Below are 21,933 nucleotides of genomic sequence, written 5' to 3' on the forward strand. Positions count from 1 at the left end.
CTGGTCTGTGAATACTTGCAGTGATAGGATGTCGGTTGGGCAGTACGTGACTGAGCGGTTCATCGGGAAGCTCATCCTTGCCTGGCTTGCTGCCTCCATTCTCGCAGGGATCGGAACCGTCTATACACCTTTTTCGCTCGTGGAGATTGCTGGTGTGATCGGTATGTTAGGCACTCTGGGTATTCTAGCGATCCAAGTCCACAACACGTCGAACAATAGAGTCGAGCCGGAGGACGCTGGCGAGTACGTGGACGGGACTGATCGGTCCGATACCAGTGACGATGTGGTGAATGGGGATGGAGATGGGGCATCGACGGAGCATGACGTAGGTGCGACAGAGGGGTTATCGGCGACCGAGCGGCGGGTCCAGAATGAATTGATCCGTGAGTCATATCGTAGGTTTACAGAGCAGCCGTTTACGTTCTGGCCGAGTCCACAAGGTGAACGGCTACGCAGCTATCTCAACGATGAATTCGAGGACGTTGATGAGGACGTGATCGATAAGGTGTGGCGGTTCTCAAAGGATGATGGGTTCTTCAAGCGGCGGCCAGGGAAGCGGTCACTGACGATTACACCGACGACGCTGTGGCGAGCAAAAGAGTTGGGTGAGGAACTCTTGTTGGATGACGCGGTTCAGGATGAAATCCTGGACGTGTTACTCCAGTCATACCGATCGGATCCTACCTATCCACGGGTTGATCGTGACGAGTTGATTTAGGCAGTGGGCCGGTCGTCAGACGTCGTGGATCATAACCTCTGGTTGCTCCGAGAGAAAGGATACGTCGAGACACAAGCCTACATCAATTCGAGTGACGGCGGGTACAGTGAGGCGGAGATCACCAAGCTCGGGCGGCAGGTCAGTCAGTAACCCACTTCAGTTGAATTGACGTTCAAGGAACCGCTGAGCCGCAGTCTGAGACAAAACTTCCCACGATGGGAAATCCGTGTGCTCGTCGACATAGGTATCGAACTCATCCTCCGGGATGGCCTCGAAATCGTCCTCGTCCTCAACATCCCATTGACTTGCCTCAAGCAACGCTTCGAAAGAGTCGAATTCTGTGTACAGCTGCATGAACTCCTCTGTGAACAATTGCTCCAACGGGATCTCATTCTGCTCGTTCATCCGGAGCCCTGACTGCTCCTCTAACGCCTTCTCTATGTTCTTCTTGAACTCGCCGGCGTCAATATCCATACACGCATTTACACTGACTTCGTTCAAATAACTAAGCAATTCTACTTACCGATTTAGCCGCCCCGATTTCACTACTCATCCCGAATAAAGAAGCCTCGATAGCAACTACTGGTAGCGTTGTTCGTCCCCCGGGAGGGGTGCGGGGCGATCCAGTCGCGGTCGCCCCGTGAGGTGATTGCTCGATGGGACACCGCGCACTCGTTGCGTACGAACGCACGGACGGACAGTACACGCTCCACTACAGCCATTGGGGCGCAGCGAACCTGAAGCTCAAGCACCGAATCTCGGCTGAGTCGCCGTTCGGTGGTGACGACACCGACTCCAAGTGGGCGAAACAGCTCCTCGCAGAGCTTGCCGATGGCCTCGAGGCAGATGCGGTCGACGGCTACCTCGCCGACGAGAACCGACCGTCGACAGTCGTCGAGCCGAAGCCCCGCGCCACCGGGCTCACCCTCGACGAGATCGTCGCGGACCATCTCGACTACCTCCACCACGAGGCGTTTTACGTGGTGTCGCCGACCTTCGAGGTGACCGCCTACCGGACGCTGTGGCTCGGCCTGCAGTACGATTCGGAGACAATCGACCACGGCGAGACGGTCGGGAACGGGGCGCTCGCGACGGTGCGCTGGTACGACGGCGAGCCGGTCGGCGACGGCCATCTGAAGGGGCTGTTCCGGGCACTGAAAGACGTCGTCGGCGATATGGTCGACAAGGGTGTGTTTACCCAGTCGACGGCTCGCCAGTACCTCAAGCAGAAGCTCGGCAAGTGGGTCGGGAAGCGGCAGGAGTTGCGCATCCCGAGCGGTGAATCACCCTTCGAGAAGGCGAGCCTGAATCACTTCTAATTGGTTCTGTTGAAACCCTCAGCCGCTGATAGTATTCTGGGGGTGTGCTGAATACAGTCAGGATACTTCCCGTGGACTATTGCTACACTCAGCGGGAATCCGGAATCCCTCAGTTCGAGTAATTTCCACGGCTAGCTGTCGTGTTCCCTCGGCTTGATGCTATCCAGGAAGAGTGTTCGACCTTGGACGAGCGTGACTACGGTTGGACCTGATCCGTCGGCCGGATCAAGACTTCGTTGATGTCCACGTGCTCCGGCTGCGTCACGACGAACGTAATCGTCCGCGCGATATCGTCGGGTTGGAGCGCCTCCATCGATCCGACGTGTTCCTGTACTCCTGCCTTGATCTCCTCGTCAGGGATGTGTTCGAGGAGTTCTGTACTGACCGCCCCCGGTTCGATTGTCGCCACACGGATTCCCTCTTCGGCGACGTCCAGACGGAGCGAGTCACCGAACATCTTCACGCCTGCTTTTGCCGCATTGTAGTGAGAACTGTTCGCTTGCAGGAACCGTCCGACAACCGACGAGAGGTTGACCACGTGGCCGCTCCCTTGTTCCAGCATCGTGGGGATGACGGCGTGTGTGAGCGTGATGAGGCCAGTGAGGTTGACGTCGATGGTCGTTTGGAGTGTCTCCCTGTCCGCAGTCCCGATGTGTGCGAGCGGCATGAGCCCCGCATTGTTCACGAGGATGTCGATGCGACCGAATTCGTCGGTCGTCCGCTCGACTAAGTTGTCGATGTCCTCGTCATCGGTGATGTCGGTCGGCACAGCAAGCGCGTCGCCATGTTCGTCTTCGATCTGGGCCGCGAGCTCGTCGATTTCGTCCTTCCGCCGAGCAGCGAGGACGACACTCGAACCCCGCGACGCGAGGGACTTGGCCGTTGCTTCGCCGATTCCCGAGGATGCGCCGGTAACTATTGCGACCTGCCCGTCTAGCTCGGAGCCAAACTCTGCTGTCATCAAGTGAACGGAGGGGACGCGGCGGGGTAGATTCGGTGCTATCTGGAAAGGGTGTTTATGTATCAGTCCGGGGGACTCGGCCCAGGCTCGCCGAGGCCACCAGGTACCCGACCTCCGAGTCTCCAACACAGAGCGCTACCGCCGCCACCGGTTCTTCGAGGGGGTCGATGATCAGTCGCCAGTTCCGCGTGGGATGACCCTGACGGTGGCAGCGCGGGCTCGTTCACTGACCATCGGTTTGAGGTATTGACTATACTCGTACTTCTCGCGGTAGGCCTCGTCAATGCGGTCGAGAATCGGTCCATCGACCTGCTCGAAAACGACCTCCTTCGTCATGCCGGCAGCTTCGATTCGGCCCGCGTTCTCACGGACTGCTGCTTGGTACCAACTGGAGTCCTGGCCGTTGTAGGCACGCACGTAGAGGTCGTCCTCAACCCGGACGGACCAGATCCACGTCGGCGTGCCGTACGTCTCGCCGTCCTCCCGAACGGGAGCGATGTGGAAGTCGTCGGAGTCAGCGATTGCGTTCAGTTCGTCGTCTGTCCATGCAGACATTGGTGTTGTTCCTCGGCATCGAGGGAATACTCGGATGGTGGTCCGACTGTCGAGGTGATGGATTAGCTCTCCGAGTCTGTGGGGTACTCTTCGTCGGTGACGTGTTCCAGCCACCTGACGGCCTCCCCATTTTGCTCCTCTTGGATGGCGATGTGGGTCATCGCCTTCTCTGGCGTCGCGCCATGCCAGTGTTTTTCGCCCGGCGGGAACCAGACCACGTCACCCGCGCGAATCTGCTCGATATCTCCGCCGTCTCGTTGCACGAGCCCACAGCCGCTCGTTACGACCAGCCGCTGGCCGAGGGGATGGGTGTGCCACGCCGTGCGAGCGCCTGGTTCGAACGTCACGCTGGCCGCCGCCGCGCGAGCCTCGTCCTGCGGATCAAATAGAGGGTCGATTCGGGCGTTCCCTGTGAAGTACTCGTCAGGGCCTTCGACTGAGGGTTGCGAACAGCCGCTGGTGATATCCATGGATTGTACCCGCCCTTCAGTTGGGCGGGGTGTGACTTCGTTTCGGGGCTATCTGGAAAGGGTGTTTAATTCGCCTTGTATATCGAGCGAAGAGGTGAGGAGTTGGCGCTCGCCGCGTCGGAGGAGACTCGACAGCGAGGGCTGTGAGATGTCGAGTTCTTCGGCGAGTTCTTCGGCCGTCACCTGGCGTGGACTCTCGTAGTAGCCACGAGACACGGCGAGCTCTAGGGCCTCCCGTTGCCGGTCAGTGAGTCCATCTTCTCTGGAGTCGTTGGACGCGGATTGGTTCGACGTAATGGAGATGAGATCGACCGAGATTCCGTGGTTTTCGAACGTGGTGTGGAAGTCATGGAACGTCTCGTAGTCTTTGAACTCCTTCGTTTCGCGCCAGCCCTCGGACGTGATGATCGTTGATTTCATCTTCGCGCCATCGAAGCGTTCTGGGTCGAAGGCCGGGGCGATCGACTCATCCAATTCAACGGTGAGCTTAAAGACGGTTTTGTCACCCCGTTCTCCGAGCGGCTTTACTGAAACGACTTCGTCGAGCGCGGCGAGCTGGGCTTTGGAGAGCTCGTGTTCGGCGTCGATCTCCACGTGAAACACTCGCGCGTCAGGTTCGAGACAGAGTGCGTGAGAGCACACGAGTTCGTCTGGGGGGAGCGTCGCCGGGATGCTGACGAGCGGAAGGGCGGACGAACGGAGTCGAAATTCCGTCGTGATGGTCATGGAGTGATTCTACTCCTTTCTCACAGTTAAGCGTCCGGACGCCGTTGGTCGGCCAAACTCCAGTAACTGGGCAAACCTACCGAAGGGCTGTTTCGGCACTGACGGTTTGAAACAAACAATGCCTCGCCTGCCACCTACACCCTCAACATTCAGCACGCGACACCTATCAGGTCCTGGGAGTTCAACAAAGCTCCTAATTAAATCTGTTTCGTGGAAGATGCTGTTTTTCAGGGGCCGGAATGGGTGAGCCCCGTCATAGGCTCGTGATTCGATGACCTCAGACGACGATCCGTTTCACGACTGCGAGTTGGATCCCGAAGCGATCCTCGGAACACACACCTTCGAAGACGTCCTATTCACCGACGAGACAGAAACTCCGGTGAACGTGATCACCGGCGAGACACCGGCACATTCGCAAACAACCGTCGAGGAAGCGAAGGAGTTCGCTGCGAGTATCGATACGGAGACGCCCCAGATCGCGCTTCCCGCATCCGTCGAGTCGCAGGTCGAAACACAGAGCAAGCCCTACACGGCGGCCGCATTCTTCCACTTCAAGGCGACTGGCTCGCTCGAACTCCACCGCGCCTACCACGCAGCCCACAACTCGGACGCGTTCGCCGTCGATTTCGAGGCCGACTACGAATCGGGCGATCTGACCATCACTGTCGAACGAGCGGACGAGTCCTGAGAATCCGGCGTCACGGGGGAGAGTTTTTCGAGCGCCGGCGATGGGTGCCGGCGCATCTGGAGCGAGCAACGACACCCGGTGCGTCGGCGTTTCGAGGTGTTCGAGATGCACATGGTGATTTACGCCCTCGTAGAGGCATCGACGCACGACGACGCACTGGCCACCGGAAAGACGGTGTTCGACCGCTTGGTCGGCGCGGACCCACACGCCGGCGCCGTCTTCGACTACTACGTCTGTTTCGATGAGGAGGATACGTCCGTTGCGGGCAAAGCGCGGTGGGGAGAGCTCCCGACTGCAGCCCCCGTCGACTCCGACGACGGCCGGGATCTCCTCGAGCGTGGCTGGGAGGCGACGAAGGCGGAATTCGAGCGTAATCTCGAGCGGGTGAAGGAAGCCATCGACGAGTTCTCCGACGAGGAGATCATGCGCGACGAGGACCTCGCGCGGCACGCCTTCCACCAGGTCGGTGCGTACGACGGCCCAACGATCTTCCTGTACACCGAACACGGAACCGGCATTCGCCACCGTGGACAGTTGGATCGACTCCTCGAGGAGAGTGAAGAGCTCTGGATCGTGCCCGCTGACGTCCACTTCTGAACAATGCCCCGCATCACCAACTGGCGACGCGAGTGCCGCTCGCCGACGCTCGCGTATCGGAACACCGAGACCGGTGCGCGAGCCGTCCTGCATCGAGCGCCAGATTCGTATCGGTACAAATGGCGTGGAGCAATCCTCGTCGACGGCTACCCAGTGTGGTCGCGGGGGTACGAGACGAAAGACGCGACGGCGTTCCGTGACGAGCTCCGGGAGCGTCCCGCTCCGGACCTCAGCTGTCCGGAGTGTCCGAACGAGGACGTTCGTGTCGGCGAGAAAGCGGCAGACGGAGCGAAAGTCCAGCGGTGGTACGACTGCCCGGACTGTGGGTACGAAGCCCCCTCACGCATCATCTACGGGCGGAGTACGCCGTAACTCAGGGCTTGACTCCGAGAGTGAAGGCCGTACATTCCGCTAAGGAACGGGTGTGCGTGGTTTGTCTGCTTCTCACATATATGGAGGGTCAGCCACCGAGCCAATTAAGTATATCCAAAAGATATACATCGATATGGCGAATCGATTTCAAATCGACGGCGAGGAAGTTCTCGACGGCCAAGTCAAGGAGTTCGGGAACAGCGCCCACGTCACCGTCCCCAAACGCTGGCGTGGGGCTGACGTGAAAGTCGTCCGTACCTCAGAACCAACCAAACAAGACGAAGAATGACTGATTCACAGGCTCTCATCAAGACGCTGGACTTCCAGCTCGACATCCAGAGCGACAATGAGATCCTGCTGTACGACGCCACCCTCGAAGCGAGGTCGGTATACAACCAATCTATCCGACTCGCTAAGAAAGGTGTGGATTGGGGCGCCATCCCCGATCGCGTGGCCGAGGACGCCAGCCTCGTGAAAAACACGATACAGCGCGTCGTCGCCAAAGCACTCGGTGCGATGGAGAACTACTACGAGTATGACGACTACAACAAACCCAGCCACACCAAAGATGGAACGTACCCGCTCCGGGCGAACTACGAGGAGGGGTACAACTTGTTCCTTACCGACGACGGCGACGTGGCGTTCCGGATCAGCGCGAAGCCCTACAAGCACGTCAAGGGCGTCCTCGATGGTGACGACGCTCATCTCGACATTCTCAAGACCGCACTTGAAAGCGATGCATGGACGATTGGGACGGCGGAAGCCCTGTTCCGAAACGGCAACGCCGAGCTGCACGTCAACGTAACTATAGTAACCGTTAGAACTTTTTGCTCGGAGACTGTTGTAAGAGATAGTGGAACATCTCGACGAGATCTCTGTCGAGGAACTGCAAGACGCTCTTGACAATGTGGACGGAAAAAAGCCGACACAACGGCTCTTAGCCGCAATCGCGTACAAGAACGGTGTAACTCAGACCGAGCTATCCGAGTGGTACGATGTTCAGCGGCGGACGATCTACAGCTGGCTCACGCGACTCGACACTGACGAGTCGCTTGAGCGAGCCGTTTCTGACGATAAGCGAACTGGGAGAAAGAGAAAACTCTCAGAATCACAGCAAGAAAAATTCGAAGAAACCGTTCACGAACCACCTGAAGAGGTCGGGATCGACGCGCCGGCGTGGACGCCGGCGCTTGCCCAAGAGTATCTCGAAGAAACGTACGGTGTCGAGTATTCAATCCCGAGTTGTCGGCGGTTGCTGAAAGAAGCGGGATTGAGCTACCAGAAACCACGCCGTTCAGCCGCCGAAGCCGACGACAACGAGCAAGAAGCGTTTCACGAGAAGCTCAAAAAAAGCGGCGGGAAATGGACGCCACCGTAGTCTGTATCGACCAAACCAAGAAATCTGTGCAAGTTGAGCCGCGGGCCGCGTGGTTTCCGCAGGGCACGCGGCCCTCGGTCGAGCTTTCAGGCCAACGTGATTGGACGTGTCTGCTGGGCGCGATCACCGAGGACGGTGATCGCTTTTTCTCTCGGTTCACCGAGTACGTCACGGCCGAACACGCGAAACATTTCATTTTAGCGTTATGCCAAGAATTCGAAGATGACTTGCTCGTGGTGCTGGATTGTGCGCCATACTTCCAGGCGTCAGCCCGTCACGGACCTGGCGGCCCGTGACGATCTCGCCTTCGTGACGTTACCGTCGTATTCGCCGGAGCTGAATCTTGTCGAGGAGTGCTGGAGACAGCTTCAAGCGTCGCTTAGCAACCGCTTCTTTGACTCACTCGACGAGCTGACGACTGCGATTGATACAGCTCTTGACCAACTCTCCATTCCAAAAGTAAGCAACTATTTCTAATCGCTACTATAGTGAATTTCCTGTTGCGGAATCTGTGGCTGATTGCCCGCTGGAGCGGGCGAGCATTACCCGTCTGCTTTGAGGTATTCCGGAGGTGGATCAACCACGCTCTCGACGAGATGCTTCGTCGGAAGTGGGAAGTATCGACCAATGGTGTCGGGGTTCCTGTGATGTATAGCCTACTGGACGGGGGCTCGGTCACTCCGCACCCAGCTGTGGCTCTCTGGAGAGCGACCCCTTCGACTCTCGCATGTGAGGGCTGTGCTCTCACTACTGTGAGACCACCGTCTCCGCGTCCATCGTCCAAGTCTCTGGGAGGATCTCGCCTCTCTTCCTTGGGAGATCGTGTCAGCCATCAGGGACGATGTGAACTACTGATAATGGAGTTCGACTTCAATAACATTTGCGGCCTCTAACAAAGAGTCAATAATATCCTTCTGGTGTGAATTCTTAGCAGGGACATACATCGATATTGCGCCCGTAACTTCTCCACTCTCTGAGTCCGTGATTGCTGTTCCTATTCCTTGTAATCCGATACCAATCTCCTCGTGATCAACTGCATATTCTTGGTTTCTTATGTCTGTCAGTTCGCTTTGTAACTCATCTTCATCAGTAATAGTCTGGTCAGTCACCGCTACAAGCCCCCGCGATTCAATAATATTCTCTACTTTTTCTTCCGGGGAATGGGCGAGAATCGCTTTTCCAGGTGCAGCTGAATGAAGAAGAAAATGTGTTCCCTCGTGGGTTAGTGCATTCTGCATATTCTCTCCGCTTACCGTATAAAGGACAACACCGTATCCACGTTCTTCGATGGTCAATACTACTGGTGCACCTTTTGAGGTAGCGAGATCTCTAAGTACCGGCCTAGCCGTTCGAAACAACTCATTTCTTTTTCGCAGATTTCCTCCCAGATTCAAAAATTGGTGACTCAGACAATATTCCCCATTCGTGTTGATGACATAACCTTCCTCTGTGAGGGTCCGTAAGTAATCGTGGACAGTACTTCGGTTCATCTCTAACTCATCAGCAATCTTCGTAGCTGTTAGATTGCCGGACGCCGAGAGTAATTGGATTATATCGAATGCGGTTCGGACCGACTTTATCGAGTTTGAGGGAGTCATGTGTGAGTCTATCAATGGTGAGTATTTAATTGTTGGTAATGTCGACAAGATAGTGTTGAGATACTTGAGTTCAAACGTTAGATGGGGTATAAATATCTAGTAACAGCAGACGGCGGTGTTCAGATAAGGATGAAGGATGAGGCGTTCGTTTTCTGAGTGATCTATGCCCGAAAACGACCGCCTCAACGGGTGTTTAGACGAGATCGACTTAGAGTTTGTTGAACGAGAAGCGACACCGCGACTGCTGATGAAGCTCAGTATTCAGCTCCATCTTGCTGGTCTATCGCTTTCGAATACTGTATCTATTCTTGAAGTATTCGGTGTCGAACGCGCTCGGTCCACCATTCATAATTGGGTTCACAAGGCCGATCTACAGCCCGACTCCGGTCGGTGCCCGGATCACATTGCGGTTGACGAGACTGTGATCCGACTGAATGATGAGCAATATTGGCTGTATGCTGCCGTCGAGCCAGAAACAAACGAATTGCTACATACAAAGCTTGAACCGACGACAACGAAGGTTCTCGCGCATTCATTTCTGACGGACCTCTCCGAGAAACACGACGTCTCCGACGCCGTGTTTCTCGTCGATGGCTCGCACTCGTTACAAGACGCGTGCCAGCGTCACGGCTTCGATTTCAGATACGAGAAACATGGAAATCGGAATGCTGTCGAACGTGTCTTTAGAGAGATAAAACGTCGAACTCTCTGCTTCTCAAACTGTTTCAGCAGCGCCAAAGCAGAAACTGCCGACGACTGGCTCAGATCGTTCAGCTTCGCATGGAATCAGCTTATCTGAACACTACCCAGCAGACGGACTTATACTAGTCACATACACATATACGGCTCCGTTGAAACCCTCCGCAAGTGATATATCCTTACCTAGTCGGGGTCAGCACAGGATATTCTCGGAGCAAGTAGCAGTGTCTGGTGATATGACAGCTGTCGACCAATGCTCCGTCCCACCGGTCTTATGATGTACCCGCATCGGTGTTCGGTTAAGCACTGGATCGCCTCATGAAGGCTTCAGCCACTCGTTCGCCGAGTAAGAGGCGTGATTTCTCTGGCTGGCGAGCGTCACGGAACATCAACTCCGGCAGATTCGGCGGTGGATGTCCGAACGACTGGGCCAAATCTTCGAGAATGATCTGGGCGACAGACCGGAAGGTCTTCGCCCAGCGTTCGCGGGGAAACACCGTCTCCGGGAATAGCTCTTGAAACACGCCGAGTAAGGCTCTGCTGACCGTCAGCGTCAGCAGAGCCGCCACCACCAGCAGGTGAACGATTGCTGGATCACTCGTCTGGAACTTCTCCAGCCCATACAGCGACTTCAGTTCCCGGAACAGCAACTCCACTTCCCACCGCAACCCGTACAGCGCTGCGACCTGCCTTGGAGTGAACTCATCGGGTAGATTCGTCACGTACAGGTGGTAGTCGTCGGTGTCCTCGTTGCGGACACCGACGACGCGAAACTCCACCGAATCGGTTGACTGCTTCCCAGCGTATGCCCGCCGTTTGAACTCGATCTCCACGGTTACGTCGATAATCTCCCGACTGAGATCTCCTAGAACGTCCCGAAGACGACGCTCTGGCAAGGAAATGGCGCGCCCGCGCCATTTCCGCCGCTCTCCGACGATCAATGGGTTTGCGTTCGACTTCAGCCGAGTCAGGAAGAAGCCGCCGTTCTCTTCGATCAACGCGAACCGGCGGAAACTGTAGAAGCCCAGATCGAACAGTAACAGCCGCCCTCGCAGCCAACTCCCGGTGCGGAGTTGGCTGCTCTCGTGGGTGCGTTCATCGGTGAGCTGGAACTGCTCGATCGTCTGCTTGGTCGCGTTCTGCACGAGGTGGAGTTTCGCGCCGGATTGATCCGCGTGAGTCGCCGGAAACTCGTTGAGGAGCCGATGCAACCTGAAGACGGTTGCATCGGCGATCAGCACTTCTCGAAACAGCTCGAACTGTGGCGCGATCGTGTGAGGAACCGCGACCTCCTCGAGAGCGTGCTCGAGGAGGTCGCTCAACAGTGCTGCGAGTGCCGGCGTGAACCGGTCGTAGAAGCTGGAGCGGGCAACGGTCTGGTTGGTTGCTGCGGAGTACGCCCGTTGAAATCCGGCGATGGTACGGGCTTCGCCATCGACGGCGAAGCCCATGATGAGCGTCCAAACGAGCATCGTGATGTCGATTGTCCGGTGGCGTTGGACGACATCGCGCTCGCGCGCGATGTCTTCGATACGTTCGGCTGGAAACAGGGAAGTGAGCCGCCGTCGTATGAGGTCCGGGGAGAGTTCCTTCAGCACAACCTCTCCCCACGCGGTCTACGCCGATAACTTCGTCAGTAGAGCGCAGTCTCTTGGTTTCTCAGCTAAACCGAACACGGATGGCTTTCTCACTAATCCCAAATACGCTATCGACGACTTCTTCGACAGGCTCGTCGAGCAGGCCGGCATTCGGGGTCTGCCCGACTCGACGTACTCCACCAATTCGCCGCACATCGAGATGATCCAGTACAACGACGCTGTCTCATGAAACTACGATCCAACCGCCAAAGAGTACTACTACAGCTTCGGGTGTACAATCGTCTCAACCGGTGCAAGGATTCCGATAGCAGCGGAGTTCAAACAGGCTAAACAAGCAGACTAAGAGACGGCGATGCACATCACACGTGGCGCGCTCGCCATCAATACGCCAGTCAGGATGCTTGAGGCAGCAGCTACGACATCCTCGATTGGCACGACCACCTGCTGAACGCAGGGTCGTGCCGATTGCTCCCTACAATCCGCGAAACATTGACGACTTGAAAGACATCGAACACAGGGTCGAAGACCGAACCGAGGAACACAGCGAGGATGTTCAGCTGAAACAATCCATCTTGGACGAGACGTACGACAACCGGACAGGGGTCGAACGAACCAACGACATAGCCAAAGACTCTGGCCTCGGGCATGTGCGTGCTCGAGGCCGCGTCCACGCACGAACAGAGGTGTTCCTTGCGCTGTGTCTCCGACTCGTTGTTGCAATCACCACCTCCGAACAAGGAAACGAACCGGGCTGTGTGAAGCTATGAGATGAATTCTATGACACGTTCGTAGACGTTGATAATATCGACAATTGGAGGCTTTAGGAATCCCCCATCTAGGGCCATAGAATAACAAAGCTACTATTGTTAGTCTATAGGGCCATCATCCGACTATAGCCAGTGTTGACGATATCAACAATTTTGGATCCGGCCGTTGTTGTAGTGAGCCTATTCGCTGCCACTAGGCGATGCGTGATCAATCATTTAGTAAAACGAAGGGGATACGACCTGACGTGGTATCCAACCCAGCCTAGTGGTATAAGTTAAAATGGCTGTAGTGAATCGCCGGACGTAGCTTAATTTCACTATGCCACCGCCTGCCTGATGTGTGAACCGTACACATCAAGGTGAGTTCGCGGAACTTTCCAAACATTCTTTGTGAAGCAGGGATCTTTGACATAATCAGCGGCGGTTTCCCGCTTCATCTCCCTAGTTCTAACGGTAGAAGCAGACGCTATCCAACGATTTGCCGAAACCGAATTCGTTAGTATCCGCCAATCAATATTCGTACAGTTCCGTCGGGACCTTTCTATCGCTTCCAGTCCGCTTCGCGTTTTTCGAGAAACGCCGAGAGTCCCTTCTCAGCTTCTTCCGACTGCGTCCGTTTGACGAGCCGGTCCATCGCCTCGTCGAACCACGTTTCTAGCAGATCGTCTTCCATCTCTGTCCATAGGTCTTTCATTTCCCTAACAGACTTCGGTCCCGATGCAGTCGTCGAATGAGCGAGTTCACGAACGATATCTTCTACCTGCGTTTCATCAACTGCGTAATTGACGATTCCCATCGATTCCGCTTCAGTAGCGGTGAATTGATCGCCTGTCAGCGATATTTCCATGATCTCTTTCTTTCCGAGACTCATCCGACCGTATGTGAGTCCAATTGGTGGGAGCGCCCCGATCTGTCCTTCTGGAAGCGCGAAGCTACTGTTCGTAGAGGCGACTGCAAGATCGCAAAGTAGAACGAGCTCACACCCCCCGCCGTTAGCAGCTCCCTCAACAGCTGCAATTACCGGTTTCGGATGATCGCGAATCGTTTGTACCGTCGGGCCTACGACCTCTTCGAACATTTCTCTGGCATCCTCTGTCGACTCAAGGCTTTGGATCTCCGCGATGTCGTCGCCAGCACAGAATGCTCGTCCTGCTCCCTGGAGGACTGTCGCTCGAACTTTGTCGTCATTCGCTGCCTTCTCGAGAGCGGCCTTCAGACCGTTCCAGCTCGACTTGTCAAGCGCGTTGAGTCGATCTGGTCTGTTGAGCGTAATCCATGCAGTGTATTCACGTCGCTCATATCTAACCGTCTCGAACTCCGCCTGCTCGTATTCCCACTCGTAGAAGCCGATTCCTGTCTTCTGCCCGAGTTCCCCGTTCGCCACCGATTCATGAAGAGATGGGTTGGGTTCATACTCATCCCAACCCGACCGGGAATGCAACTCTTCCAACGTCTCGACAAGTCGGTCAATCCCGTACTCGTCAGCCATCTCGAGGAGGCCTCGCGGCCAGTTCATTCCGATTTGCATCGCCTTGTCGATCTCTGACTTCGTGGTCACGTTGTTCGCCAGCATCCAAGCCGCTTCGTTTACAGCAGGCGCGACTAGATGTTTCGGATCGAAGTCATGGCGACGCTCCTGTGGAATCTCAACACGTGAATACTCCCCTGGTTCAGGATATGTGTAGAAGCCCTCACCGGTCTTCATACCGTAATTCTCGGCCTCCTCTTTTTTTTCGAGCAGATCGGGGATGTGCAGGTCGACTCCTCGTTCTTGCATCGAGTGGGCAGCCATGGTAGCGACATCTATACCACTGAAGTCGAGAACCTCGAACGGTCCCATTGGAAGGCCGATCCGCCGGATCGCGGCGTCTATTGTTTTCCTGTCTCGCCCCTCTTGGTCAACCTGACGAACTGCCTCAAGCCAGAATCGGAGATTGATCCGATTGATAAGGAATCCGGGGATATCCTTCTCAACGAGAACTGGGGTCTTGCCAATCGCCTCGCTGATCGTTTCAGCCGCCTCAAATATATCGTCGGCCGTTTCCTCACCCCGGATAACCTCGACGATGTCCATAAGCTGAACTGGATTGGAAAAATGCAGGCCGACAACCTTGCTCGGCCGATCCGTCGCGGACGCAATTTCGGTGATCGGGAGAGTACTAGTATTGGTCGCTAGAATCGTTCTTTCCGGTGCGTGGTCATCGATCGTACTAAAAACATCCTGTTTCAAGTCGATGTTCTCAGGTACTGCTTCGACGACAAGATCGGCATCACCGTAGGCATCTTCCTCTGACGTCGTCGTCTTGATCCGTGCTAATACGGCATCCGGATCCTTAGTGAGTTTCTCGAGACTTCCTTCGATTTTTTCGAGAGCGGTTTTCAAGACGTCCTCGTTGATGTCGATAATCGTAACGTCGTATCCAGACATCGCAAAGGTTTGAGCGATACCATGACCCATTGTTCCGCCTCCGACGACTGTCACAGTCTCTACACTTTCGGTTAGTGGCGCACTCATTTTTTCACCGTGCTTAAGACGTCTCCATCGTCCTTGTTATAATTTTCCCCAGTCTTTGATGCTTCATCGGTCATTGGTGGTTCTATTGCTCTTCCGAGGCCACTCACAATACCATAGGAAAATCGCGTTCTGGTGATTTAATCTCGTTCGAAGTACTACCTGGTGCTGTCTGGTGAGGTAGTGGAAAGTGAGATCTCCGGTGGTTCCTAGAGAGCATAAAACAGAGGCAGAGAAGGGACTCGACGCGCTGGTGTCATTGCCGCTAACCATTCGATTTACGATGGGATACGAAGCTATGAAGGAATTGTTCCGCAATGGGCGTCCTCAGGTAATTTTCACCCAACAATTCGGGAACTTCACCTGCGAGGATGTGACGGGCCAGTCGGTGACACCGACTGGCCCGTCTCTTCAGCACGGTCTCTCGAAAAGAGCAGCATAGCGTCCCAAAACGAGCAGAAACAGGGCGACTGCGCGTTCCACCAATGGATACTACACCACCGGACTACCGGCCAAACACTTATATACACAGCATCAATTTGGGAGCGTATGCGACAGGTGCACCCCGACTATAATGAGTCGTCGGGACTCGTCGTTGACGGGTCGATTCGTATTGCCGCCGATGATAATCCAGTGCTGATAGGGACCGAATGTTCCGAGTGCGAGTACGTTGTCTTTCCATCTCGGCCGTTTTGCCGCAATTGTCTTTCGGACAACGTCTCTGATGTCGAACTTGCACGAACAGGACACCTCGAGACCTACACCGTTGCACATACTGGTCAAGATGGAATCGAACCACCGTACGCATTCGGCTTTGTGAACCTGGAAAACGTACAGGTTTACTCTCGCTTCACCGAGTGGAAAGAAAGATCACTCGAAGTTGGCGACCAAGTGGAACTGGTACTTGAAAAAATCAAGACAGATCCGGAGACCGGTGAACCGTTGTTTGGCCATATGTTCCGCCCCATGGAGGAAGAACAATGACTGAAAACGAAGTAGCTGTCATCAACGTCGGCCAGTCCGACTTCGGCGAACTGGAGGGACAGCGCGTAACTGAGTTTGGGAGCAGAGCCGTTCGTGAAGCGCTCTTGTCTTCGAGCGTTGAACCAGATGATATCGAGGAAGCGTATATCGGTAATGTCGCTACTACTGCCCAGGATCAAACCAGCGTTATTGGCCAAGCAATACTCCGAGAAGTAGGGGTAACAGGTATCCCGGTCATCCGAGTTGAGAACGCGTGTGCCAGCTCAACCTGTGCATTCCAAGAGGCCTATAAGAGAGTTCAATCAGGCGAATCCGATATCGTGCTCGCTATGGGTGTTGAGAAAATGACTGGTGTCCCGACGGAGGTTACTCTCAAAGATATGGCTGGTGCGGCGGACGCAGAAGTTGAGGGTGCAATGGGGATGACGTTCATGGGCCTCTACGGGATGCGCGCTAATGCCTACATGAATCAGTTCGGTAATGTACGCGAGGAATTGGCCGACATCGCGGTCAAAAACCATGACAATGGGCTTAAAAATCCACGGGCACATCTTCAGCTCAACGTTGACCGCGACGACATCCTTGAATCCCGCCCAATCTCCGATCCTATCCGGCTGCTTGATGCCTGTCCAATGTCAGATGGAGCAGCAGCAGCAGTCATCGCACGCGGCGAAATCGCCGAAGAGTTGGTTGAAGAACCAATCTACGTCGATGCTGCCGAAATGTTGAGCGGCAATTACCTTGAGGAGGTCGAATTCTGGCGTGAAGAACTTGACGAACGCGTGGCCCAAAAGGCCTACAGTGAGGCTGGTATCGGCCCGGATGATCTGGATGTTGTCGAAGTTCATGATGCGGCTACCATCGGCGAGCTAATGCATTACGAAGGACTAGGGTTAGCGGATCGAGGGGAAGGTGCTTCACTCGTCCGGAGTGGTGACGTTATGCTCGATGGTCGTACTCCGGTTAATCCAAGTGGTGGACTCAAGTCACGCGGTCATCCGGTGGGAGCAACGGGGGTGGCCCAGATTTGTGAACTCGTCTGGCAACTCCGTGGCGAGGCGGGAGCCCGGCAGGTTGAAAATCCGTCTATTGGATTAGCCCAGAACTCGGGTGGCGCACTTGTAGGTGAAGGCGGCGTATCGACAGTAACGATCCTCAGTAACCGCTGATTTTTTGTTTTTACTAGATATTCGGTTTCACATTCCTATCTAAAGATCTGTCGTTAGACACCTCTAAAAATTGTTTCCCAATCGGCAACAACAGAATAGGTTGTCACCCCGAACCTATATATATGAAAGCACATAACAAGAATCCATGGAGGTCATAGATGGATTCCCATCGACTAGTGGAGACGAGTATCCGCTCAACACGACAAGATTCATCGAGGCGGCAGCACGAAACGTTCCTGATCGGGAAATCGTCTCAGGAACAGGTGAAGACCAGTTCCGGTACACCTACGGAGAGGCGTACGAACGAATGCAGCGCTTGGCCAATGCCCTCGAAGAGTTGGGTGTTGAGGCCGGAGATCGCGTAGGTGTGCTTGCGTGGAATGACCACCGTCACTATGAATGCTATTTCGGCATTCCCGGAACCGGTGCCGTTTTCCTTCAGCTCAATCTCCGACTGCATTCAGATCAACTACAGTATGTGTTAAATCACTCGGAACCGCGGTTCTTAGTGGTCGACGAATCCCTTCTGGAAGTCGCTGAAGGTGTCGCCCACGAGGTCAGTTCCATAGAGGGATTCGTCGTCATGACTGATAACGAGCTCGACGAGGTCGAAACCGATCTCGAGCCGACGTACTCCTATGAAGACATATTAACTGAGGCGGAGCCGGAGTACGATTGGCCATACATCGACGAAACATCGGCATACAGTGCCTGCTACACGACTGGAACGACGGGGCGTCCCAAAGGGGTGTACTATTCCCACCGGAACATCTACCTACACACGATGCAGTTGGCGAATTCCATCGGTATCTCACATGAGGACTCAGTCGCTCAAATCACTCCGATGTTCCATGGACAAGGATGGGGACTGGCCTACGCTGCGACGTACGCTGGCGCAAAGCTTGCGTTCCCAGGCCGATATCGGGCGGAAAATCCCGAACCGCTGGTTGATCTCATCCGTGACGAGGATGCGACCGTAACAAACGGGGCACCAGCTATTTTTATGCCGATGCTTGATTACATTCGGGATCTCGACGATATCCCGAACTGGAACGATCTACAGATGATGTCTGGGGCCACAGAGCCGCCGCTGGACATGATACGGGGATACAAAGAACTCACGGGGGCAGAGATCGTCCATGCATATGGCGCAACTGAGACGACCCCGCTGGTAACGATGAACTACATCAAGCCGTCGCTTGAAGAAGACCTCTCTGAGGAAGAAAAGCTCGATATGCGGCGCAAGCAGGGACTGACTGTCCCGGGTATCGAGATGAAAATAGTCGATCCTACCACAGGGGAGGAACTATCACACGACGGTGAATCCGCCGGAGAAATTCTCATCCGTGGCCCATGGGTGGTAAGCAGTTACCATGACGACGACCGAACCGAACATTCGTTCACTGACGATGGGTTCTGGAAAAGCGGAGACGCTGGGGTTATCGATAAGGAAGGATATCTAAAGATCACTGACCGTATCAAGGATGTTATTAAAAGCGGTGGGGAATGGATTTCGTCTGTCGACATGGAAAACCTCCTCATCGAACATCCGGATGTCAGAGACGCGTGCGTTGTTGGCCTTGAACACCCGGAATGGGAAGAGCGCCCATTCGCACTTGTTGAGGTCGAAGACGAATTCGATCGTGAAGAACTCGATGAAATTCTTTCCCAGCGGTTCGCGGACTGGCAACTCCCCGATGAAATTGAGTTCACTAACGAGATTCCAAAAACAAGTGTGGGGAAAAACAACAAGAAAGTAATCCGTAATCAGTACGAAGGTCGGTACTTCGATTGAAAGCATCTTAGACTAGATTCAAACAGGGATATGACAGGCATTAATTTCGAAGTTGACGAAGAGACGCAGCTCGTATTGAACAGCCTTGATGAGTTTATTGAGCGGGAAGTAGCACCCTTAACAAGTGACCTTGAATCGAAACTTAACAATCCCACCCTAGGTCGACGAGCAAACGGTCAACCCACTGATGAGATACTCGAAGCAATCCAGAGTATTCGTCAAAAGAGTGGTGAGGCTGGGTTTTATGCTATGCATATGCCCGAAGAGGTGGGTGGCCAAGGGGTCTCAAAAATAACGTGGTACGCAGCGAAGCGCCACGTCGCTTCGAAGGGACGAGGGCTCTCTGAGTATGTCCTCAAGGGGCCGGAGGGGCCAAATGCGTTATTGGGTCTTGCTGAGGGTGAACAGGTCGAACGGTACTTCAAGCCAGTCGTGCGTGGTAAGAAATCGACTGCATTCGGTCAAACTGAACCCGATGTCGGCTCTGACTCACCCTCGATGTCAACCGAAGCTGAAAAGAACGGTGACGAATGGATAATCAACGGTCGAAAGCAGTGGATTACGAACGCGGCATTCTGCGATTTCGCCCTCGTGCTGGCACGGACAAAGCCGCTGGCGGAGGTCGATCGGCGATACGATGGTATCACGTGTTTCATCGTCGAACGAGACGAGTTCGAAGTCGGCTCGGTCAACAACGCTATTGGCTTAGAGGGTTGGCAAGCCGAAATCCTTCTGGACGACGTTGCCGTACCTGAATCACGCGTTCTTGGCCCCAAGCATGGCGCATTTCGAGATGCAATGGAACTATTGACGATGGGTCGACTCGAACTCGGAGCAGAAGCTGTTGGCTACTCCCAGTATCTGCTTGAAAAGAGCCGGGAGTATGCACGAGAACGTGAAGCGTTCGGAGAGTCCATCGGGTCGTTCCAGCAGGTGTCAAGCATGTATGCACGAGGACGTGCGAAAACGTATATGGCAGACGCTGGGGGGCTACGAACCGCATGGAATCTGGATCAGGGTAACGACATCGTTGAGGATGTCTCAATCTTCCATTGGTTCGCGACTAACGCTTTCTGGGAAATTGCGGATAACGCGGTCCAGATTCACGGTGCAAACGGCCTATCAGAGGACAATCCATTTGTTGATCATCTCCATCTCGCTAGAGTGCTTCGGATCGTAGAAGGAACTGACGAGATCCAACTCAACACGATCGCTAAGCAAAACGGTCTCCTCTAGACGAAAAATTGATATGTATAATAGATATTACGAAGATTTCGTCGTCGGCGAAACTCATAAAACCGATGATGTCGAAGTTACCAAGCAAGAAATCCTTGAGTTCGGGCAGAAATACGATCCGCTTCCGTTCCATATTGACGAAGAGACCGCAGCGGAAACGCCATTTAATGGCGTAATCGCAAGTGGACTGCAAACTTTTGCACTCTCCCAGAAACAAGTCGTCGATAGTTTCTTTCGAGAAAGCCACCTGCTAGGGAGCGTCGGTTTTGACGAAGCAGAGTTCCCGAATCCTGTTCGTCCCGGAGATACACTTTCCACGACGCTTGAAATCCTTGAGAAGCGCCCATCAAAATCCAATCCTTCCCGAGGACTCGTGACGATTATGCGTAAGGTCGTTAATCAACACGACTCCGTTGTTCTTCGGGTAACCAATAATGTTCTAGTAGAACGGCAATAGGAATAGCATGGTTGGTCCACCGTTCTCTTCTGAAGGACGGGCTTGATTAGACACTCATCAAAATACGGTTTAGCGGTTCTATACTCAGCTTTACACGTTAGTGTCGGCGGTTGAGTGAACGAAGAGGTGGTTGATCTCTTCCATAGAGTCCACAATCATCGGGCCTTGTTTAGACGCTCAAAGACGCGTAGCTCAGCGGCACCTCCATTAGTATCGTGTTCCTAGAAGGTTCCGCTACATGTCTAATTTACTAGGAAGTGAAGCGGGTTAGATTCGGTTGTGCCAACGAAGCTAGCCCGCTTCACTATGCACGTCGTAACGCTGGCCCAAAAAGCCGTCGTCGGGACTCCTAACCCGCCCGTTCAGAAGGGTACTGGCGGCTACGCCGACTGGGTGATCGTGTCGATTCACGGCCTCAAGACGTATCTCAATTTACCGTACCGACGGCTTCTCGAGGTCCTACACGAAATGCCGCGAGTCGCTCGAATCATGGAGTTAGAGATGGCTCAGCCACCTGATTTTACCACAGTGTGTGTCCGGATACAACAGCTCAAAATGCCGCTCTGGCGTGACTTCCTCCGGCTGTCGGCGGAGCTGCACGACACCGGCGAGATTCAGGCGATCGACGCAACCGGCATGGATCGCATCGCGGCGAGCCAGCACTATGCGAAACGCACGAATTACACGTTCAAGGCGGTGAAAACTACCGCGTTGATCGACTGTAAAACTGGTACGATTCTAGATATACATTGCTCGATGAAACAACCGCACGACTCACAGATCGCGTGGCAACTGCTCACGCGAAACCTAGAGAAACTGAGCATTCTCACCGCCGACAAAGGCTACGACTGGGAGCTGCTTCGCCACAAACTCCGGTCATAGGGCGTCAAACCGGTAGTCAAGTACCGCGAGTTCGGCTGGCACGGCGTCGCCAACAATGTCTTGCTTGATGATACGATCGACCACCAACGCTCGAACATCGAGGCGACGTTTTTCGCGCTTCGGCGCAAATACGGCGAGATCGTTCGAGCGAGAACGTGGTTCGGCCAGTTCCGAGAACTCGTTCTCAAGTGCGCAGTCAGAAACGTGGAACTCGCGCTCGACCGCTCAAACACATGAATTCAGGCGTCTAATCAGGGCCTAATTGAGTATATTCATCGAGTCTCGACGTACTGCGCGCTGTACATCGCCTCACCAGGTTCGGACCAGCGGCCGACGGCTTGAGGAGTAACTCTGAAACGCCAATTATTGACGAGTTGTCGGGCGTTTATTGGCGTGTACACAGAGCTCCACGTGGGCAGGGACAGACATCGCACCCATGTTCACGCCCTGTA

21 protein-coding genes and 4 pseudogenes are annotated in these 21,933 nt (G+C 54.6%); 17 read left to right on the top strand and 8 right to left on the bottom strand.

Features of this window, described 5'->3' with window-relative positions; genetic code table 11:
* Positions 1-28: 28 nt before the first annotated feature.
* Both ACOZ4O_RS01275 and ACOZ4O_RS01280 read left to right on the top strand, forming a co-directional pair.
* On the top strand, positions 29-718 hold the full coding sequence (locus ACOZ4O_RS01275; protein WP_254824832.1) for a hypothetical protein: 690 nt from the start codon (positions 29-31) through the stop codon (positions 716-718).
* A gap of 24 nt (positions 719-742) precedes the next feature.
* A complete protein-coding gene (locus ACOZ4O_RS01280; protein ID WP_424523536.1) occupies positions 743-868 on the top strand; it encodes a hypothetical protein in 126 nt (41 codons plus the stop codon).
* A 6-nt stretch (positions 869-874) separates the two neighbouring features.
* Here ACOZ4O_RS01280 and ACOZ4O_RS01285 read toward each other — a convergent pair whose 3' ends face one another.
* Positions 875-1,192, bottom strand: a complete 318-nt coding sequence (locus tag ACOZ4O_RS01285; RefSeq protein WP_254824831.1) for a hypothetical protein — start codon at positions 1,190-1,192, stop codon at positions 875-877.
* A 182-nt stretch (positions 1,193-1,374) separates the two neighbouring features.
* Between ACOZ4O_RS01285 and ACOZ4O_RS01290 the strand changes: the two genes are divergently transcribed.
* Entirely contained in the window at positions 1,375-2,037 is a 663-nt protein-coding gene (locus ACOZ4O_RS01290) for a DUF6735 family protein (RefSeq protein WP_254824830.1), read from the top strand.
* Between the two features lie 196 nt (positions 2,038-2,233).
* Here the strand turns inward: ACOZ4O_RS01290 and ACOZ4O_RS01295 are convergent, their stop codons facing one another.
* The 4 genes from ACOZ4O_RS01295 to ACOZ4O_RS01310 all read right to left on the bottom strand — a co-directional run bounded on the left by ACOZ4O_RS01295 (position 2,234) and on the right by ACOZ4O_RS01310 (position 4,749).
* Complete coding sequence (locus ACOZ4O_RS01295; protein ID WP_254824829.1) at positions 2,234-2,998, bottom strand: SDR family oxidoreductase; 765 nt, start codon at positions 2,996-2,998, stop codon at positions 2,234-2,236.
* A 171-nt stretch (positions 2,999-3,169) separates the two neighbouring features.
* A complete protein-coding gene (locus tag ACOZ4O_RS01300) occupies positions 3,170-3,553 on the bottom strand; it encodes a DUF2255 family protein (protein WP_254824828.1) in 384 nt (127 codons plus the stop codon).
* A 62-nt stretch (positions 3,554-3,615) separates the two neighbouring features.
* Positions 3,616-4,023, bottom strand: coding sequence for a (R)-mandelonitrile lyase (locus ACOZ4O_RS01305; RefSeq protein ID WP_254824827.1), 408 nt, complete (start codon positions 4,021-4,023; stop codon positions 3,616-3,618).
* Between the two features lie 48 nt (positions 4,024-4,071).
* Complete coding sequence (locus tag ACOZ4O_RS01310; RefSeq protein ID WP_254824826.1) at positions 4,072-4,749, bottom strand: helix-turn-helix domain-containing protein; 678 nt, start codon at positions 4,747-4,749, stop codon at positions 4,072-4,074.
* Positions 4,750-5,020: 271 nt separating this feature from the next.
* Between ACOZ4O_RS01310 and ACOZ4O_RS01315 the strand changes: the two genes are divergently transcribed.
* The 6 genes and pseudogenes from ACOZ4O_RS01315 to ACOZ4O_RS01340 all read left to right on the top strand — a co-directional run bounded on the left by ACOZ4O_RS01315 (position 5,021) and on the right by ACOZ4O_RS01340 (position 8,261).
* The gene (locus tag ACOZ4O_RS01315; RefSeq protein ID WP_254824825.1) at positions 5,021-5,437 is read left to right on the top strand and encodes a hypothetical protein; all 417 of its coding nucleotides are present in this window, start codon (positions 5,021-5,023) and stop codon (positions 5,435-5,437) included.
* Between the two features lie 105 nt (positions 5,438-5,542).
* Positions 5,543-6,034: a hypothetical protein gene (locus tag ACOZ4O_RS01320; protein ID WP_254824840.1), complete on the top strand. Its 492-nt coding sequence runs from the start codon at positions 5,543-5,545 to the stop codon at positions 6,032-6,034.
* A gap of 3 nt (positions 6,035-6,037) precedes the next feature.
* Positions 6,038-6,406 carry a DUF7568 family protein gene (locus ACOZ4O_RS01325; protein WP_247010801.1) on the top strand — a complete coding sequence of 123 codons (369 nt, stop codon included), beginning with the start codon at positions 6,038-6,040 and terminating at the stop codon, positions 6,404-6,406.
* Positions 6,407-6,539: 133 nt separating this feature from the next.
* Entirely contained in the window at positions 6,540-6,695 is a 156-nt protein-coding gene (locus ACOZ4O_RS01330) for a DUF2080 family transposase-associated protein (protein WP_247010802.1), read from the top strand.
* Positions 6,692-7,273 (top strand): annotated as a pseudogene (locus tag ACOZ4O_RS01335) (RNA-guided endonuclease TnpB family protein); the annotation flags it as partial. The gene ACOZ4O_RS01330 and the pseudogene ACOZ4O_RS01335, both read left to right, overlap by 4 nt.
* Positions 7,260-8,261 (top strand): annotated as a pseudogene (locus ACOZ4O_RS01340) (IS630 family transposase). The pseudogenes ACOZ4O_RS01335 and ACOZ4O_RS01340, both read left to right, overlap by 14 nt.
* 371 nt (positions 8,262-8,632) lie before the next feature.
* Here ACOZ4O_RS01340 and ACOZ4O_RS01345 read toward each other — a convergent pair.
* Positions 8,633-9,382 (bottom strand): IclR family transcriptional regulator, encoded by a 750-nt coding sequence (locus tag ACOZ4O_RS01345; protein ID WP_247010803.1) that lies wholly within the window; start codon positions 9,380-9,382, stop codon positions 8,633-8,635.
* A 163-nt stretch (positions 9,383-9,545) separates the two neighbouring features.
* Here ACOZ4O_RS01345 and ACOZ4O_RS01350 point away from each other — a divergent pair, with 163 nt between their 5' ends.
* Positions 9,546-10,181: an IS6 family transposase gene (locus ACOZ4O_RS01350; protein ID WP_247010715.1), complete on the top strand. Its 636-nt coding sequence runs from the start codon at positions 9,546-9,548 to the stop codon at positions 10,179-10,181.
* Between the two features lie 199 nt (positions 10,182-10,380).
* Here the strand turns inward: ACOZ4O_RS01350 and ACOZ4O_RS01355 are convergent, their stop codons facing one another.
* Complete coding sequence (locus tag ACOZ4O_RS01355) at positions 10,381-11,679, bottom strand: IS4 family transposase (RefSeq protein ID WP_247010716.1); 1,299 nt, start codon at positions 11,677-11,679, stop codon at positions 10,381-10,383.
* 64 nt (positions 11,680-11,743) lie between these two features.
* On the opposite strand from ACOZ4O_RS01355, the pseudogene ACOZ4O_RS01360 reads away from it, so the two are divergent.
* Positions 11,744-12,446 (top strand): annotated as a pseudogene (locus ACOZ4O_RS01360) (transposase); the annotation flags it as partial.
* Positions 12,447-12,987: 541 nt separating this feature from the next.
* On the opposite strand, the gene ACOZ4O_RS01365 reads toward ACOZ4O_RS01360, so the two are convergent.
* A complete protein-coding gene (locus ACOZ4O_RS01365) occupies positions 12,988-14,961 on the bottom strand; it encodes a 3-hydroxyacyl-CoA dehydrogenase/enoyl-CoA hydratase family protein (protein ID WP_256463877.1) in 1,974 nt (657 codons plus the stop codon).
* 546 nt (positions 14,962-15,507) lie between these two features.
* On the opposite strand from ACOZ4O_RS01365, the gene ACOZ4O_RS01370 reads away from it, so the two are divergent.
* The 6 genes and pseudogenes from ACOZ4O_RS01370 to ACOZ4O_RS01395 all read left to right on the top strand — a co-directional run bounded on the left by ACOZ4O_RS01370 (position 15,508) and on the right by ACOZ4O_RS01395 (position 21,718).
* Entirely contained in the window at positions 15,508-15,942 is a 435-nt protein-coding gene (locus ACOZ4O_RS01370) for a Zn-ribbon domain-containing OB-fold protein (protein ID WP_247010718.1), read from the top strand.
* On the top strand, positions 15,939-17,111 hold the full coding sequence (locus ACOZ4O_RS01375; RefSeq protein WP_247010719.1) for a thiolase C-terminal domain-containing protein: 1,173 nt from the start codon (positions 15,939-15,941) through the stop codon (positions 17,109-17,111). The genes ACOZ4O_RS01370 and ACOZ4O_RS01375 overlap by 4 nt, the downstream gene beginning before the upstream one ends.
* A gap of 145 nt (positions 17,112-17,256) precedes the next feature.
* A complete protein-coding gene (locus tag ACOZ4O_RS01380; protein ID WP_247010720.1) occupies positions 17,257-18,906 on the top strand; it encodes a long-chain-fatty-acid--CoA ligase in 1,650 nt (549 codons plus the stop codon).
* A 30-nt stretch (positions 18,907-18,936) separates the two neighbouring features.
* On the top strand, positions 18,937-20,142 hold the full coding sequence (locus ACOZ4O_RS01385; protein ID WP_247010721.1) for an acyl-CoA dehydrogenase family protein: 1,206 nt from the start codon (positions 18,937-18,939) through the stop codon (positions 20,140-20,142).
* Positions 20,143-20,155: 13 nt separating this feature from the next.
* Positions 20,156-20,599, top strand: a complete 444-nt coding sequence (locus tag ACOZ4O_RS01390) for a MaoC family dehydratase (protein ID WP_247010722.1) — start codon at positions 20,156-20,158, stop codon at positions 20,597-20,599.
* Between the two features lie 279 nt (positions 20,600-20,878).
* Positions 20,879-21,718: pseudogene (locus tag ACOZ4O_RS01395) on the top strand (IS5 family transposase).
* The last annotated feature ends 215 nt before the right edge of the window (positions 21,719-21,933 follow it).

Origin of the sequence: Salarchaeum japonicum (assembly GCF_049705945.1) — an archaeon.
In the GTDB taxonomy this organism is placed as follows: Archaea; Halobacteriota; Halobacteria; order Halobacteriales; family Halobacteriaceae; genus Salarchaeum; species Salarchaeum japonicum_A.

Excerpts from the sequence above, each read along its gene's own strand:
- ACOZ4O_RS01365 (WP_256463877.1), bottom strand. The coding sequence starts at position 14,961 with ATGAGTGCGCCACTAACCGAAAGTGTAGAGACTGTGACAGTCGTCGGA.
- ACOZ4O_RS01330 (WP_247010802.1), top strand. The coding sequence starts at position 6,540 with ATGGCGAATCGATTTCAAATCGACGGCGAGGAAGTTCTCGACGGCCAA.
- ACOZ4O_RS01310 (WP_254824826.1), bottom strand. The coding sequence starts at position 4,749 with ATGACCATCACGACGGAATTTCGACTCCGTTCGTCCGCCCTTCCGCTC.
- ACOZ4O_RS01385 (WP_247010721.1), top strand. The coding sequence starts at position 18,937 with ATGACAGGCATTAATTTCGAAGTTGACGAAGAGACGCAGCTCGTATTG.
- ACOZ4O_RS01315 (WP_254824825.1), top strand. The coding sequence starts at position 5,021 with ATGACCTCAGACGACGATCCGTTTCACGACTGCGAGTTGGATCCCGAA.
- ACOZ4O_RS01275 (WP_254824832.1), top strand. The coding sequence starts at position 29 with ATGTCGGTTGGGCAGTACGTGACTGAGCGGTTCATCGGGAAGCTCATC.
- ACOZ4O_RS01325 (WP_247010801.1), top strand. The coding sequence starts at position 6,038 with ATGCCCCGCATCACCAACTGGCGACGCGAGTGCCGCTCGCCGACGCTC.
- ACOZ4O_RS01290 (WP_254824830.1), top strand. The coding sequence starts at position 1,375 with ATGGGACACCGCGCACTCGTTGCGTACGAACGCACGGACGGACAGTAC.
- ACOZ4O_RS01390 (WP_247010722.1), top strand. The coding sequence starts at position 20,156 with ATGTATAATAGATATTACGAAGATTTCGTCGTCGGCGAAACTCATAAA.
- ACOZ4O_RS01380 (WP_247010720.1), top strand. The coding sequence starts at position 17,257 with ATGGAGGTCATAGATGGATTCCCATCGACTAGTGGAGACGAGTATCCG.
- ACOZ4O_RS01370 (WP_247010718.1), top strand. The coding sequence starts at position 15,508 with ATGCGACAGGTGCACCCCGACTATAATGAGTCGTCGGGACTCGTCGTT.
- ACOZ4O_RS01295 (WP_254824829.1), bottom strand. The coding sequence starts at position 2,998 with ATGACAGCAGAGTTTGGCTCCGAGCTAGACGGGCAGGTCGCAATAGTT.
- ACOZ4O_RS01345 (WP_247010803.1), bottom strand. The coding sequence starts at position 9,382 with ATGACTCCCTCAAACTCGATAAAGTCGGTCCGAACCGCATTCGATATA.
- ACOZ4O_RS01350 (WP_247010715.1), top strand. The coding sequence starts at position 9,546 with ATGCCCGAAAACGACCGCCTCAACGGGTGTTTAGACGAGATCGACTTA.
- ACOZ4O_RS01305 (WP_254824827.1), bottom strand. The coding sequence starts at position 4,023 with ATGGATATCACCAGCGGCTGTTCGCAACCCTCAGTCGAAGGCCCTGAC.
- ACOZ4O_RS01375 (WP_247010719.1), top strand. The coding sequence starts at position 15,939 with ATGACTGAAAACGAAGTAGCTGTCATCAACGTCGGCCAGTCCGACTTC.
- ACOZ4O_RS01285 (WP_254824831.1), bottom strand. The coding sequence starts at position 1,192 with ATGGATATTGACGCCGGCGAGTTCAAGAAGAACATAGAGAAGGCGTTA.
- ACOZ4O_RS01320 (WP_254824840.1), top strand. The coding sequence starts at position 5,543 with ATGCACATGGTGATTTACGCCCTCGTAGAGGCATCGACGCACGACGAC.
- ACOZ4O_RS01300 (WP_254824828.1), bottom strand. The coding sequence starts at position 3,553 with ATGTCTGCATGGACAGACGACGAACTGAACGCAATCGCTGACTCCGAC.